A 17,346-nucleotide genomic window follows, 5' to 3' on the forward strand; every position below is an offset into this window, starting at 1 on the left:
AACCCGGTCGTCACACCAGGCTGTTGAAGCGGTCTTGAAACGTTATAACAATGCTGTTACACCACTTTGTATTTCACCACCAGCAAAATGTCGTCGATCTTGGTTGCATCGAGGGAATTGCTGGTAGACGCCATCGTCCAGGTGCGCACGAAAATTCCGCTTTGTGCAGAGGATCCCTGCTTCAGTTCGCCCAATACTGCCACTGGTTCAAAATCAACGGCTTCACCGTTGAGCTGCAGATTCAGCGAACTGAGGTCTACCGTTTGACCGGTTTTCAACTTCAGCAAAACGGTCACCGGAACCAATTCGTCAATATCGAGGTTCTTGGCGCTAAGCCAGTAAGGCAGATGGTTGCTGGTGATCTTGAAGTTGACCTGCTGCGTATCGGCATGTAATAATTTATGGAACTCAGTAGAGAAATCGGCCTTCATACTGATCAGTTTAAAGAAGCCGGTTCCGTTCTCCTGCGTTTTAATGATATCGTCGAAATGACTGTTCAGTTCCGATTTCACTTTAGTGCCTAATACCGCCCCACCCTGCCGCGCAGTATAACGTACATGCAGGATCACATCGCCGATGCTATTGAAATCGAAATTTTTGAAATCCTTGTTCAGTTCCAGTTTCCATTCGCTCACAGCGCCATGTCCTTCGAAAGGTAAATAGCGTTCGTCGCGCAGGTTTACATCAAACAGACCACTATCATTCTGGCCCGAGCTGGTGACTATTTGCTGAATAGAAGAATAATTGAAGGTAAAGCGGCTGTCATCTTCCACGGGACCGGCCGGCATATAATTACCGGAAGCATCGGCCGTTACCCGGGTGCGGCTCTTCAGCAAGGTAAGCGTACAGTTCACGTTGCTGTATGGACCAACAATACAAGGTATGCTGATCGCTACCGATTTAATGCGGCGGAAATAATGACCCGGGTAATCGATATCGAAGATCTCTTCAGGCAGGGCTATAAAACAAACCCCGTTTTGTTTCAGCTTCAATAATGCCACCGGATCGATCTGGTTCAATGAAATATGCTTTGATAATTCAAACTCGCGTTTGTTCTTATCATAGTAAGAAGCGTCGAGCCGTTTGAGATCCAGCGCCAGTTTTTCGCCGGCCACCAAGCCTTTCTTCAAACTGTCCCAATAGGTAGATTGTATGAAGGTGGAATCGGGAATACCCAGTTCGTAGCGGTAACATCTTTCTGCCCGTTTCGACATATCGAATGCCAGCTGATAACTTTGGAAATAAATGCCCGATACCTGGGTGATCATCCATTCGTACAATTGCTGGTTGGTGAACTTTCTGCGCATGTACTGGTGCGTTTCCTTCGACTGCTCGATCTGCAATTGCTGGTTATCCAGTTCTTTCTGGGCGATATCGCGCCGGATCTCTGCCACCACGATCTGCTGGTCTATTTGTGCGATCTCCTTGTTGGCGGAGCGCACCTGGAAATCCCAGTCTTCCTGGCGTCTTTGATAAGACCCCTGCGTGGAGGCCAGGCCTGCGCCTTTGTCGAGGGCCGCCGCAATGGCCGACATGGTCTTGGTTGCGATCTCGGCTGCATCGCCGAACTGCACGCCACCGATATCGACGGTCACGTGGGGGGAACCGCCAAAACCCGAGGCGCCGGCCACAAATTGCGGGATCGCTTTTAACCCACCTGCCAGGATATAACCGGCTGCAATAGCCGCATCGAGCACCGTGCTGGCAGTGGACAGGGAGAATGCGACGATCTCGGCCGGGTTCATATAATCGAGTGAAGAATAATAATCCAGTTTCTCCTGTACCACCGCCTTCGTTTTATTCAGCTGTTCTATATTGGCGATGGCTTCAGTTACCTGCGTCTGGCGAACGGCTTTTACGGCTTCGTGCATGCGGATCTCCTGGGCGGAGCGCAATAAGGCCATTTCTTCGGCATCCCGTTTTTCCAGAGCGCTCAGCAATGCACCACCCAGTGATTTCACCTCACTGCAGAACTCGTTGGCTTTTTGCAAACAGGTACTGAAGCGGTAGTATGGCAATGGCGCATTCAATCCGGAGATAGCTGCTCCCAGGTTCACCCCCGATGCCACGGCTTTTACCAGCAGACCCGGATCGATCGGCGGGTCGAACAAGGCCAGGGATCTTTCTATACCATCGATATTCATCGAGTGCCTGATCTTGAACAGGCGATCGGCGATGGTACTGCGATAACCGAGCAGTTTTTCATTCGAAGGCAAACAGAAATAAAAGACGTCAATATCGGGCAAATTGCCGCTGCCGCCATTATTGAATTCCTGCACATCGTCGGTGAAATAAGGGATAAAATTCTCCACTTCAATCAATGCATTCGAGAAGGTATCCAGCTTCGTCTCCAACTGGTTGTAATTCATCACCGGCACTTCGAAGAAATTGGGGATGGTTTTCGGTTTGGGCCCCAGTATTACGGCAGCCAGGATGTATAACTGGGAAGCTGCCGTGATATTCTCCCGCGTATCTGTTCTGAACAAATTGTCGCCCCAGGCAATCAGGTTTTCCAGGTATTTCATCACCGTGGATTTCTGGTAAGCCACAGTTCTGAACTGGGCAATACGGTGGGGCTGGAAGGGATTTCGCCGCCAGTCGTCCACATCCTTGATGAGGTCGGCATCGCCGCCATTGATCATATTCAGGATCTGGTCGATGCGCTGGTTGATATAGTCCTGGTTCGAGCGCACAAAGAAGGGTTTGGTATTCCAGAACCGTTGGGGTGAGCTATGGGAAGAAGCGTCCGTCGGGTTGAAGATATAATGATACCAGCGCATGGCCTCTTCGAACTGTTGGTTATTGCTGAGCTTTTGCGCGATCATCATGGGTGCATGATAAAACAGTTCCCAGTTGTATTGGCCATAACTGCCCCAGGCATTGAAATCCATGGTCTCTTTGGGATAACCGGGACTGGTAAGCGTATCGGGATCGAGCGGGTTAGGCACTACCCTGGTATCTTCCGAATTTACCAATGCAGTAGGTGTATAGGTTGTTGCAAAGTCAAAGGAAGGCAATTCGGGATATTTCGTTTTATCGAGCAACTGCACTTCGCGTTTTAACATACCATCGATCCCTTTCATGTACAACTGTTTGATCATAAAACAAACATAGGGATGATAGAAATTATTGAACTTCAACTTGTACTCGATGGCAGGCCATTTACCATCTTCAAAGAAAGGCTTTAAGATATCGGGCAATTTGCCGGTGCGCAGGATCTCCTGCAGGATCTTCAGGAGATCGGAATAGAACAATTCTGCCTTTAATGGTTCCTCGTTGCTATCGGGCTTGCGTTTGGTCAATATGATCTCCTGCGGTACAAAGAAGGTGCGTCCTTTGTCTTCATAAAAGAATGGCAGGAAAGTGCCAACCGGGAATGGCCACCTGAAATCGGAAATATAATGGCCATTGGCGCTATTGGCCGCATTGATGTACAGGGAAAAGATCTTCAGGATCAACTTATCGAAGAAAGAAAGCTGCGATGACTGCGGTGTTCTGAACCTGCCCGGTGTTTTTTGCAGGATGGGCAGGTGATTGATGAAGAGGTTGCCCTGCTGGAAGGCCAGCACATCATTTGTTTTGACATTCGCCTCATGGCTTTCCAGGAATTTGAGCTCACTTCTTTCGAATTGCGGAATGATGGGATTACTGATGAGCAGCCTTACTGCCGGATCATCCAGCACTTCGGGGGTGCCATGACAGCTTCCGAGATCGAAATAATCAACGGCTTCCGTGTAATAGTAACTGGCATCATCCGGGGAAGTATTGCGGCAACAACCGATCAGGTACCTTCCGGCCAGATCGATGAGATCGAGCGGAACAAAGGTGAAGTCTTCCTTTGCATAATCCCTGTACAGGTATTGCGATCCCCAGGTTTTGCCCGGACTGGCAATCGCTGTTTTCGAGATCTTCTTGGGCGTCCATTTATTATTCCTCAATTCCGACACCGAGAGGTGAATGTCCCAGTATTTACGCGGCAGATCGAGCGGCACCGATGAGGCGGAATTGCCAGGAAGAGCGGGCATGGTCGTATTGGCCACTTCAATGGTCTGTTCCCTGAATTCAGGCCAGTATAGATAGAGGCGACGGTTGATCACCACCGGTATTACATGTGTTGCATTGATCTCGAGATCCACTTTTTCCCAGGGCGTCCAATAGCGGTCTTCTACCCATTTGCGGTAGTAATAAATATGCGGATCGTCGTAGGTGCGGGCAAACACGTGCAGGGTGTAGGTGTCTTCTTCATAATAAAAGCCGCTTACATCCAGCCTGGCTACATTATCCAGTTTTTCGAGGTAAGAGAGATAGGCATTCTCCACATTCTGTTTATTCACCTCGTTCTGCATCAGGTCATTTTCCAGTTCCTGGAAGAAGGAAGATTTGTCGAGCCTGAGTTCAGGCTCTATCCAGTTTTCCGGCGTTATAAACACTTTGCGGTTGGCCGCCCATACCTGGTAGTATTTCATCCAATCCCATTGTTCCCAGCCATCGTCTTCCGCAGCATCGGCAACGATCTCGGCTTCGAGGCTCATCAGGCATCGTTGCACAAAGAGCTGGATCGATAAATTGGCCTGCAGAATGCGGGTGGTCACTTCTTTCGAGCCCATTTCGGTATCGAGTAAATAATAGCTGAAGAGAGCATCCGCATCGGCAAACGTATTGCCATTAACGGTATGATGCGTAAAATAGGTCACGAGCGCATCGCGTTTTCTTTCGCGGATCACGGCCTGGATATTCGCAGATGTATTCAGCCATTGTTCATTCTCGTATTTGGATTTCACCAGTTGTTTTACGCCGATGGCATCGGCAGCAATAGGCGCGGGATTGATAACCAACGGAATTTGCGCAGCCTGGATCCCGGCGGTGACCAGGAGGTTCATACAGCCATCCAGGCGCAGATATGTTTCTGTTTTCAGGTAATCGGCCGGATAGGTAAGGCCAATGCGCGTTTTTAGTTCAGTAAGCTCATTGGGATCCCACAGGGTGAGGTTTGCCAATGCCTGCAGGAAATTGGCTTCCGTATCCACTACAGGCAGCAGTTTTTGTAAAGCAGCAACCAGGGTACCCGACTCTGTATCCGGATAGTTGGCTGCAAACTGGTTCAGCTGCACATAACTCTTCCACTTATTGAAATGACTGTTGAGTGTACCTGGCGCTACAGGCAATTCATCAAAACGCAGCACCCCAAAATCGCCGGCATTGGTGATGAGCAGTTGGATCACCTCCACCTTGAAGGGCAGTTTGGCCTGCAGCAAAGCGATCTTTTTCAGCAACTGGTAACTCTGGAACAGTTCGGGAAAATTGGCGACGTCGATGGTATTGATATAATGGCCGTTATTGTCTTTGGCCAACAGGTCTTTATCGAACCAATACGATAATAATGGATCGGTGAGGCCGGGCAGGTGTACTGTATCAAGCACCAGTTGGTTGATATCGGCCGCCAGTTTGAACTGGTCTTCATGCAACTGGTACAGGGCCTGTTTCGACAGGTCGGTGGCCAGGAAGGCCAGCAGCAGGTCAACAAAGGTTTGATAAGCTTCCAGGGTACGCTGGTCGCGGTCCAAGGCCGGCGCCCCATCGCGCGTATTCAGGGCCGTTTTAAGGGTTGTTGTATTGATCATGGATCCGTATACCGTATCCAGGAATGTATTCCTTGCTGCCTGCGTACCGGTATATGTGCCATTGAAGATCTGGATGGTATCATTGGCGGCAGTTTCATCGACCGAAGCGATCTTCCCGATCAGGGCTTTTGCTTTTTCATCGGGCAGGCCGGTAAGGCTGTGTAAATCGTCTTTCAGTTTCTGTAAAACATCCCTTCCCCTGGTAATAAAGGCAGTGATTATTTCTGTTGTTGGAATAAAAGCGCGCGGGCCTTCGTTCACCTGCAACAAGAGATAAGCCAGCTCATAAATACTGAACCTGGAAGCACGGATGATGGAAACCAGTTCAATGAATTGACTGGTAGCGGCCGGATCGGCAAATACATCGAAGGCGGCGCCTGTGTTCAGGATCTGCAGGAGCAAATAATACTCGGCGGTGCTTATGCGTAATTTGCGGGTAAGCGAAGCGATCCGGTAGAAGGTGCTGATATTCGATAGAGACAAAAGGTCGGCAGCAGCAGATTTCGCTTGTATTTGCAGGGCCTCCTCCTCTTTCAGCTTCAATACGGCGGCCAGGGATTTTAATTGTGCCGTAATCGTTCTGAGGCTGCCATCCGCTGCAGGTGGCGCCGGATTGGGGAATGGATTTTCCGTCACCAGCGCTACCTTAAATGCATCGGGCAATGGATTCAGGATAACCTTATTCTGGAACAAGGCATTGTACAAAGGTTTTGCACCGCTAATGCTCAGATCGCCATACCAGGCTACCAGGTCCTGTACCGGTTTGTTCATGGCCGTTTTCAGCTTCATGAAATGCTGCAGCTTTATGAGGAAGGCTTCATCCAATACCGTATTGCCGATCCTGCTATTCATCAACACCATGTCCAGTTCCCACATCTGCCAACCGGTTTTACGCCATAAACGCAGGAAGCGATGGATGCGGTCGAGCTTGTTATTGTCAAGGTTTGAAATGTTCTTATTATTCAGGTCGGCGGTAGCATCATTGTGCACCACTTTGGAATCGTAAGCAGGGTTGATAAAACGCTGTTCCAGTAAGGTAAGCAGCTGGGTATATTCAAGACCCGATTTTGCCAGGAATACCGCCACCACATCGATATTCGCCAATCCATCCCAGCAGCTGGCTTGTCCGGCCGCATCAGCCGTAGTGATCAAAAGCCGTTCCGTAGGCGAGATACCCAGGAACTCACCTGCGATCTGGATATTGGTGGGCGCCGGCCCGCTTTTGTTTTGAAAAGATTCCATCCACGATGCCCTGTTAATACCCAGCTTGTCGAGATAACTCCTGCTTTCTTCCCAGCTCAGATCAAATGGCAGGGTATGCGGATATTTTTGTGTTTTAAGTATGGTATCGTATACGGTATAATTGATGTATTCGGGTATAGCATTGCGTTCGGCCGCTGTTCCATGCGTTTGCTTAACCAGGCTGAGCTCCAACTGGCCGGCTTTCTTTTCAATTTTATAGGTATGCAGGCTGTCGCGAATAAACCAGCTAGTGGCATTGCCAAGGGTTACAGCCGCTTTTGCATCTATGTCCTGGTTCTTTGCCTTGAGCTCAGTAAATACGGCCGGGTGTATAAGCCCTTCGGTGAGTTGTGCTTCTATCGCCGGGTTCAGGATCACCGTCGTGAAGGACAGCGTGTCTTCAAGTACTTCGCATACCAGGTCGATATAGGGAATGGCAGTATTGCTGTTTTCGCAATTCAGGTCTATTTCACCAATATCGGGCCGGCGTTTGAACAATACCTTTTTGGCAGATTGCATTGGCGTTGTAGAGCCGCGCTTATCCAGGTATTTGATAAGATCAGTAAGGTAGGCCGCGGGGCTATAGATATTCTTACAATCCTTGCATTCAAAATTATCGGTTGAGAAGAACAGGGTTTTAAGGTCGGGCAGTTCTGTCATCTCCAGGGCTTCATAGGCTTCGTAAACATTAGGAAGCACGGCCAGGCCGGAACCCGTTTGCAAAGATTTCAATTCACCGATGATGGCAAGTGAGGCTGCATATGAGCGTTCGGCTTTTTTATAGATCTCCCTGGCTTTTTCTTTCGGAATTTTTGCCGCTACCTTTTCGGTAAATTGTTTCTTGCCGAGTTTGTATACTGATTGGGAAGAGGTGATATTTTCTTCCAGCAGCGCTTTTGACGTCTCATAATCAGGCGCCAGTTTGAATACGCGCTGGATCTTTTTCAGGTCTGCTTTCAGCGCCGCCTTATTGTTGAATTTGCTGTTGATGGCCTCCTTGTTCTCTTTGAAAAAGGTCTCGATATTCGTCTTATGCAATTCAAGGTTCGGATAGGCATCAAAGAAATTCAGGAGCGGTTCCTTCTCCCCCACCGGGCCTTTATCATCTGCTTTCAGTTTCCCGGCAAAAGCAGCTGTGGGATATTGTTTCTCCAGTAATCCCCGGATCTCTTTGATCCGGTCGGTGGTCAACTTACCGGCGGGATTGCCATTGAAGGATTTCCAGTCTTTTTCCGACAGCATGGCCAGGCGGGGCAGGTCTTCCGGGCGGGTGATATTCAGTTTTTCTTTTACGGTAGCCGTGGTATTTGCATCATTCACCAGCTGGTGAATGGCGATCAGGGCCTGTAACTCTTTGGATGATCCTTCACCGAATGATCCCTTATCGAGCGAGGAAGACAAACGACGGATGTCGTGGCCATGTACTTCAAACAAAGCTTCCGCTGCTTTTTTACGTTCTTCATTCAAACTGGTGCTGTTCAGCAAACGCCGGAAATCGTCTTTGCTGTTCCTGCGGCGTTGATCAACGATCTCTTTCCATTGCTTCAGCAGTTCCTGGCGATCGGCTGCCATCTGTGCAGGAACGACCTGGTTCCTGATGGCATAGTCGAATGCATTGGGCACTGCATCTTCGGGTAATAAGGCCAGGGCATTCAGCATGGCCTCGGGTTCCTGCGACATTTTGATAAAGGGCTCGCCGATATTCTCGTTCTTTTGAAGCGCCTGCAGGAGCCCGATCAGGTCCTGGGAATCCTTGCCTACCAGGGTGACTGCACCGGTCACATATTCAGGGATCAGTTGTGCGCGCATGAGGGCGTAACAAAAGGCCGGCGGCATTTTGGTGACCTGCGCTACCTGCTGTGCATTGATCAGCCATTTTACCTGCTGTTCGCGGCTTCCTGTTTTTTCGGCCAGCAGCCGGTAAGGATTATTCCTGTCCTCCTGCCTGATCTCGGCCACCGGTACTTCGCGCAATAAGCCGGCAAGTTTTCTCTGGTGTATCTCAAATTCCGATTCCCGGGGAAAGCGCTCACCACCGATCACTATATTGAATTCGGTATGTGCAGATGCATTGTAGGTGACCTCTGAAGTATATTCAAGTCCTTTTCCATTGAAGATCCGCAGGAAGAGGTCGGGCGAATCTTTGCCGGCTTTGTTAATGACCTCGTTTGAGAACTCGGTTTCAAAACGACCGCTCTCATCGGTACGAAGGCGGGTGATGACATTCTCTTTCAGGATACCCTTATCAGCGATCTCCACTTCGTAGCCGGCAGCCGGGCGAAAATCTTTTTGCAGGATGCGGCCACTTACTTTATAGGAAATATCTTTTGGCGCAGCGGGTGCATTGTAATCGATGGCAATGACGATATCATTGTTATTGCCGCGCAGGTTCACCAGCTGGCTGTTATCGGTATTGGCCAGCAGCGTGGTGCCGGCGTATACTTTGAAGTAGATATCGGGATAGCGGTCTTTGTATAATTCAGCGGTGTACTGTTCGTCGAACAGCAGGACGAATGAGCCATCGGAACTGGTAACGGTGCTTACCAGCGGTTCTTTACGTTCCGGGTTCTTGTCCCAACCTTCGACATATAATTTGGCAATCGGTTGTAAGTTGGACCGGCGAATGACTTTACCGGCGATTGTCAGGGTGTTCATAATTTTTCTTTTTATTTGAATGAATTCATGTTGTTTAAAATGAGATCTGCCCGGTAATTCCAAAGCGTGGATTGGTGAAAAGATTGCTACCCAGATCGGGCATAAATCCTCCCGAGATATAATTGAAGGCGCCGCGATTGTACTGGAAAAAGGATGCGCCTATGGTTAAGCCGCCCGGGTTCCATGGGGTAATTTCACCGCCGGGACCTGTTGGGCGTGCAGCCGGCATACCGGGTATCGCAGGTGGGGTTAAACTAACCGATGGCGTATAGGTCAGTCCAAAGACACCTGCCTGTGCGGAAATGCCCCTTGATGTACTTAAATTAAAGCCGCCGGTGATATAGGAAGTATACAAAGGACCGGGACCGGAGAAAGTACCTGCAAACTCGGCACCTGAGGATGAGAGTGAGCCTGCGCCCTGGATCCGCAGCGGATGGTAGGTAAGCAAGCGCAGATCGGCGCTGGCTGTTACCGATACACTTCCATCAGCGTTACCGGTGCCGCTGGCGCGGGCTTCCAGGCCCAAGCCAGGAATGCCGGCCCGAAGGTTTGCATTGGCCGAATCCAGTCTAAGCTGACCATTCGCACCCACAGAGCCCGTAGCATCCAGGTGCAGCCTGCCCAGGTTTAAAAAGGTAGTTGCATCAAAGCGGCCGCTAAACCGGCCCGCGTCCAGAGAGCCGCTGCCCGTGAATTCACCTAAGGTAAAACTGCCTGTGCGCAGGGCGCCATGCAGGTTGAAATCACCCTGTGCCTGTGGTAAACCGGCCAGTAATGTTCCTGAAAAATTGCTTAGTGGTATTTGGGAAGGAACCGGGAACCTGAAACGCCCTTCTCCACTGGCCACCAGATTAAATCCGGCGCCTGGTGTACCCAGTACCAGTCCTGCTGTTGCCGATACACCTGCCCGGCCTAAAGAAGTGTCTACAGCCGCCGTAGCATTTACATCCAGCAATCCGGAAGTATGTACGTTTAAAGGCGGCAGGTCGAGCAAAAAGGAAGAGCGCCCATGCACGCCCAGGATCCCGCTTCCGGATACGCTTCTGTTAGCAGAAAAAAGATTATGGAACTGAAAATTTCCGCTAACCCCGGTTGGTCCTACATCCGTTATCAGTGGCGTTACTTCTACGGGCGGATCATGCGGTGGGTCCATGCCATTGGGATCGCTGAGCTTAATGGGATTGTTCCGGCAATAGCGATATAAGTTGGGTCCGTCAACCAGTCCCGCCGGGTCAGCTGCTGTCCACCGGCACAACCACATGGCATAATACCGGGCGCCATGGTAGTTCAGGCCCGACTCTTCATCCCTTTCTTTTCCCGTATATCGATATCTTTTTGCCGCTACTTCCCTGGTGGCATCAACGGCCGTATAAGAAGTAGTGCCGAAAGGAAAATATTCTTCATAAGAGATCAATTGTGCAAGGTCATCGAGTTCAATGCAAGCCGAACCAAGGTGATTGTCGTATTGATAGCGGATCAATTGGGTTTCGGTGCTGTCAACCGGTTTTATCACCGGCGTATCGATCATTGCAATTCTTTTCTGATCATCTGTTACGTGTATCGTTTCACGTTCAAGTACAATAGTATCTGCGTTATTGTACTCGCGGTAAATTTCTACAGATCCCAGGTAGAGGCGCTCTTTCCTGGTACCATCCAGGCGTTCGATCACTTTGCGCACCCGCTGGCCTGCCGCATTGTACACATAATAAGCGGTGCCACCGCCACCCAGATCGGCTTCTTTGAACTGGTCGAGAAAATTCCACGATTCGCTGAGCAATGTTTCCAGGCCAGTCATATTCCCATGCGCGTCGTAGGTGTAATGGAATGTATCTGCGCCAAGGGTCGTTGCCGTCAGGTGATTATTCCCGTTATTGCCATTATCGTATTCGAAGCTGCGGGTCCAACTGCTGTTCTTAGCTGTGTGTTGTTGCAACAACATATTATTTGCCTGGTCATACTGGAACTGTTCTACATAATTCCGGAATGCCTGTGCATCGTTGGGGTTGATGGCGCCTGACCGGCTGAAAGGAAAATCGCGGTAACTGGGTGGAGTGCCTGCACCGCTATGGCTGATGTCGTTTTGCCCTGCATGTTTTCTGCCGCTTGCCTTTTTCAAGCGATAAAAAGCATCGTATTCATATTTGTTCAGGGCCTTCACCAGTTCGCCGTCGAAGTTGAGATCCGGCTGGGCTGCATCGCGCTGCTCAGTAATATTTCCGGCCGGGTCGAATGTATAATGGAGGTCCTGCAGAACGGTAGCGCCGTTATTGCGGGTAGTAAGCAAGCGGATCAGGCGGAAAGTGTCTTTTTCGTAGGTATAAGCCGTTTTGGTGCCGTTGCCATAATAGATCTCTTCCCGCTGGCCTTTCGCATTATAGTTTATGTTAGTGACAAATGGCGTGGTGGCAGCAGCGCCGCGAATGGCAAGATCCACTTTCTCCAATAACCCGGCTTCGTTATAGGTGGGTATATAGGCGGTCTGCGGGGAAGCAGCCAGGTGCGGGGTCACGGAGCGGGTCACCCGGTTCAATGCATCAAATTCATTACTGCTTTCATATAGCTCGGTCTCCAGGTAAACATCGGCAGGCACCGTCCAATCGATCGTATACACATAATCGCGGACCAGTTGCCGGCTGCTGCGCAGCAGGTTTCCCTTGAAGTCATATTGCAGGTTGCTGGTGATGCCTGATTGATCGTATTGTATAGCGGTTTTTTGCCGGAGGTTGTTCGCTTTGGCAGTTACAAGGGGCAGCGTTTCACCATAATCTGTTTTATGGAGTAACACAGTGCTGCCGCTTTCCTCCATATACAGCGCGACCGGCCGCTGCAGCGCATCATAGTGGGTAGTGAAAGTACAGCCGCGGTCATTAAAACCCAGCAATTGTTTGCCAGCTGCATCGGAAATGCTCCAGCGGCTGCCGGTATCCATACTTATTTGTTCCAGGCTATTACCGAGCATGTCATAGCGGTGCTGCATAACGGACCTGTTGAGCCCGTCTGTTACGCGGATGATATTCCCTTCTATGTCGAGTATGTTCTTATTTTCAATATTTACGGCGCCATCTGTGTTCACGGTTAAAAATGGTCTGCCCAGGCTATCGAGGTGTTGAACAGCAGGCGTATTATGGTGTTTGGCAGCCAGCCAGGCAGCGCGCACAGCCGGGTTAGCTGGTTCCGGATCGAGCGGGTTGGGACTGCCCAGGCTGAGATACCACACACTGTTGCGTACGGTATCATTAGGATCAAAATCAGTTTGCTGCCAGGCCGTGAATGTAATACTGGTAAAAGTCTTATTGGGCAGGTCGGTTCTTACCACCCTGCCTAGGGGATCGTAATGTTTAACCGGTGTTACGCCTAATTGCACCATGTCTTTTTCATCGTCAAAGGAAGGCGCGATACTGAAATAGGGCTCGTATTCTTTTACCGCATTTCCTTTATTGTTCAGGATCGTTCTGCCATTGCCGGTCCAGCGCAGGTTTGGAAAGGTATCAGGAACAGGGGTAACGGTGCCATCGGCATTCACCTGCAGGGCAGGCCCGGGTTCAGCCTGTGTTTTGCGCAACACCACCTGACCGGAACCGTTGGTATACTCGTATGACTCCTGCCATTTTGTTTGATGCAGGATATGGGCATGGTAATGTGTTTCCCTGGTTTGGGTTCTGGCATAATTGGGCTGCGGCTTGTAATTGCCAGGATCAAAGCCCGGCAATTGGGTTTGATCGTACCAGGATGATAGATGGTACTGCATCATTACACCCGGAAAATCATTGGCGCCCTGGAGCTCGGTTTTAGTGGTATCGAATTCATCGCCCGCATCAACACCTGGTTTACCGATAATGAAAGAGCTGACCACCATACCCAGTTCATCAAAACGAACCGCAGATAGATTGTCGTTCGCATCTTTTATCATAGCCGGGCTTAGCACGCGGTAATTGTATTGTTCTACGCTCGTTATATTATTCAGAGCATCCGTAAGCTGTTGCGGGAACAGAAAAAACGCATCGTATTGTAGATGGGCCGTATTACCGAAAGGATCGGTGAACTGAGCAGGTAAATAAAAATGGGCAGTATCGTAATGAACAGTGCCGCTGGGTATCCAGAAATAATTATCAGCAAACAGGTAGCCGCCCCTGGCGGCATCGGTTAACAGACTGGTAAGTGCGGGCAATGTTATCTTTGAACTGAAAATACTGCTGAGCAGCGCATTGTTGAATGCCGCTTTTGAAACCTGGTGCATCAGTGCTTTCGACTCAAGGGTACCAAAAGGCAATACGGCGAGCCCATCATTGGCCCGGTATTGTGTTCTTACCCATTCTATCAGCCTTTTTTGCAAACTGCCATCGGGTATTACCTCGTAGTCAATTACCCCCGCATTATTGCAATGCGTGCGCAACTCATCCAGCTCAAAATAGGTGGGCGGGGCAGACAAACCGGTGAGCTCATAAGTTTTGGTTTCAAACGGCGCCGGCAGGCGTTGTTCCAGGCTTTGCTGCACCTTGTTGGTAAATCTGTTTTGGGTAAAAGTAACGTGCAGCTGCACCTGCTCTGCCAAAGCAAGTGGATTAGTCCTTCTGGGATACACTACACTGGCGCTTTGCAGCACATTGCCAAACTCATCGGTTTCAAAGACCAGCGAATGTGTGGTACGCGGGTCTGCCGGATTCCGTTCATATTGATACGTAAGGTGCTCGCTGGATTCGGTTAGAAAAACAGCATTCTTATGATTACCGGCCGGTTGCAACAAACGGATGGCGCAATTATGCTGTTCGGCGGTATAAGGTTTAGCCGCATCAGCGGAGCCATCGAGGGCATAGATCTCTTTGCGCAGCAGTCTCCCTTTGCAGGCCCGCAGGGCTTCAACAGATTCGGCGGCAGTGAAAGACGCTGATAGTTCCGGTTCGGGCAATCGTTTTTCAGGTACGATCGTATTTTGATAGTATTCGTGCGAGAACTGGTTCAGTACGGTTTGGCCATTGAGATAAGCGCCGGTATGAAACCAGGTCTTTGTAAGTACCGGAGGCTGGTGAAGATCCTGTTCAAGACTTACATTGGCGCCACCCTGCATTATAAAATGCGCAATTGATTCCGAGTCGAGCTGGTCTACCCGGGCGAACCCACGGAATTCCTTTTCATAATGATCGTAATAACCATGGTGATAAGTATACTCACTGGCAAAACGGGTCTTCATGATACGGTCATACATGATCACCTTTGCGATGCAATAAACGGGAAAATGTAATTTGGTGATCCAGGGTGTACCCGCCGCTTTATCTGCTAAATAATATTTTGTAGAAGGCTGGTACTGCAGTTCGATCTCTTTGCCCATATTGTTTTTGTAACCAATAAGTATATGGGGCTTCTTACTGCTCATGAGGTCGATGTATTTCAATGGGAGCCCGCTGCTGGCAGGAAGCGGGCTGGTCCACACGATGCAGCTGAGGCCGGTGCCAAGCAGATCGAGCACATTTACCCTGGTGAATGCATTATTGTCGGGAAAAGCGTCAATGATCACAGGGGTTTGCAGGAAAGCATTGCCCTGCTGGTTCAGCCAGATGGTGCACCGGTTGGCACTTAGATAAATAATATCGGTAGTGCCGGAGCCATCGATATCGGCGAGTTTAATGCGCGAAGCGTTGAACTGATCATTTACATCAAACAAAGGCGCATGGTCCATATTCACTTTTGCGCCAAAGCGGCCATAACCGAGGTTTGGCCAATAGCAAACATTGCCATTGCGAATGCGAACAAGATCCTGCAGGCCGTCACCGCTCATATCGGCCAGGAAAATGGTTTGTTCAGGATCTGCAAAGACCAGGGCCGGTCCTTTTTCCTCATCGTAAGATTTCGTCACGCGTTTTGAAGCTTCATAACCTTTTTTTCCTTTGGAAGGATACCAGGTGAGCACTTCCTCTTCCGTTATCAGTACATCGGCCAAACCATCGCCATTCAGATCGATCAAACGGGTATTGGCGCCATTGAGGTCCAGATCGGGCATCGACTCGAAAGCGGTGAATGGTTGCCATTCTTCATTATCCTGCAATTCAAAAAAACCTTTTATATCGCCCTGTCCCTTCACTACCTGTTTGGCGCCATTGGCTTCCAGTTCCAGCACCTGTAACTGCCCGGGTAAACCGCTGAAAGAAGGTTTCGATAGCACGGGCCGGGCAGCGGAGAACCTGCCTTCACCCAGGTTGTTCTTATAGAACCAGGCATCTGCCTGTTCAGTGAGGATGCCGCTCATCCCTTCGTTGTAGAGGTCTACAAAAAGGTATTTCGAATCATCAAAACCCAGGGGCAAACCGGCTGCTGCTTCGGGTGTTATCGTATCTACCTGGGTATTCCATTGGTGTGTTTGGTACTCGAAGCTTTGTGGCGGGGTTGACCGTTGCGTATATGCGCCGTTATCGTGTTTCGTATACCCGGTCATAACAGCCTGCTTCAAAAAACTAAAGCCGTCCTGGCCATTATTATCGTATTGCAGCGCCAAAGCCTTCACCACGGCTGAACCACCCGGCAATTCGTTGAAATGATGATACAACAAGACCCGTTTGCAGACACGGCAGGTACGTATTTCAAAGCCGGCACGGTATTGCGAGAAAGCATCTGCGCGGAACTGCCAGGACCCTGTTTCATGGAACGGAATGTTTACGGGATCATGTTCACCATAATCAAACACCGTTTCAAAGAAGAATTCACTGGTGGCGGGAAAAACATCGCCCTGGTTAGCGTAGGGAGTGGCGTTACCATACCATACGCGCTTCAGATAAGTATTGGCAAAAGCCGCATTGCCATTGGTGCGGTTTGCATTATGCAGTTTAAGCGGATCGAGGCCTGCTGCATCTTCCTGCTTATACTCATATAATATACATTTACCTTTATCATCGTATGTAAATTCGGGCAGCCATTCAAAGATGCGCAGCTCGTTCAATGGATCGGCCACGCGGGCGGCAGCTGATCTGCCATATAAGGTAGTAAGATTGCCGGCGGAGATGACCCGCCAATGCGTATGACCAGTGTTTGTATCTGTCCATCTTTCTATCCGGGAGAATCCGCCTTCGATCCGCGGCCGGTAGCTTTTAACGCGGTAGTTGATGCCTGCCAGGGTATGGTTGTATTCATTTGGAATATAGTCACCGTTACCATCTGTAATAAAATGGCCGGCATTGTCTTTTTGATATTCCGGCACCAGGTCTTCAGCATCTGACAAAAGGAAAGTATCGGAGCCGGTCTCATCCATGTATTGCGGCAGCTCGCTCTCTGTTTTTCGTTTCACGGCACCGATGCCCAGCTGCCAGCCTAAACCAAACGGTCCATTACCTGCTCCTGAATTGTAATTGAGCTGTAGTGAAGGCGCCAGTCCGCGGGCATCTGAAACCGGCACCGGTATTGAAATGGCGGCCGTTCCGTTGACGGCATTTACCTGGAACTTTTCATCAATGCCTTTAATGGCGCCGCCTCCTTTAGGCAATGTTATGGATGGGGCCTGGGCAAAAGACGCCTGCTTATCTTTAACGGCATTATCCGTTGTACGTAAGGTAGAAGGTGATGGCCAGGCATGTTGCGCCCCACCCTGGTCATTTTTATGCAAAGGGGTATCGCTCATAAAGAATGCGTTTATGAATTAAATAAGAGTCATACCAAAACCCTTCGGTTTTGTGTTAGATGTGCCTGCTGTGAGTCCGGGAAATAGGGTATAACAGAATGTTAGTCGTAACAAGAAGACATGTTAAAAGTAGACCCTTTTTACATACGGGACAATGCCACAAAGAGGGTATTTTAAAAAATATTAATCGATATAGCGAGACACTATTGAACTCTCATGAGAGCA

At 49.6% G+C, this 17,346-nt stretch carries 2 protein-coding genes; both read right to left on the reverse strand.

The genetic code is table 11. From position 1 onward, the window contains the following. Positions 1–56 precede the first annotated feature (56 nt). Positions 57–9,518 carry a Tc toxin subunit A-related protein gene (locus JT717_RS22215; protein ID WP_205513239.1) on the reverse strand — a complete coding sequence of 3,154 codons (9,462 nt, stop codon included), beginning with the start codon at positions 9,516–9,518 and terminating at the stop codon, positions 57–59. 34 nt (positions 9,519–9,552) lie between these two features. Beyond that, positions 9,553–17,121, reverse strand: coding sequence for a SpvB/TcaC N-terminal domain-containing protein (locus JT717_RS22220; protein ID WP_205513240.1), 7,569 nt, complete (start codon positions 17,119–17,121; stop codon positions 9,553–9,555). Positions 17,122–17,346 lie beyond the last annotated feature (225 nt).

Source organism: Longitalea arenae, from assembly GCF_016924755.1.
GTDB classification, from domain to species: Bacteria; Bacteroidota; Bacteroidia; order Chitinophagales; family Chitinophagaceae; genus Niastella; species Niastella arenae.

What these genes read in the sequence shown, in the direction of transcription:
- JT717_RS22215 (WP_205513239.1), bottom strand. Translation starts at nt 9,518, where the DNA reads ATGAACACCCTGACAATCGCCGGTAAAGTCATTCGCCGGTCCAACTTA.
- JT717_RS22220 (WP_205513240.1), bottom strand. Translation starts at nt 17,121, where the DNA reads ATGAGCGATACCCCTTTGCATAAAAATGACCAGGGTGGGGCGCAACAT.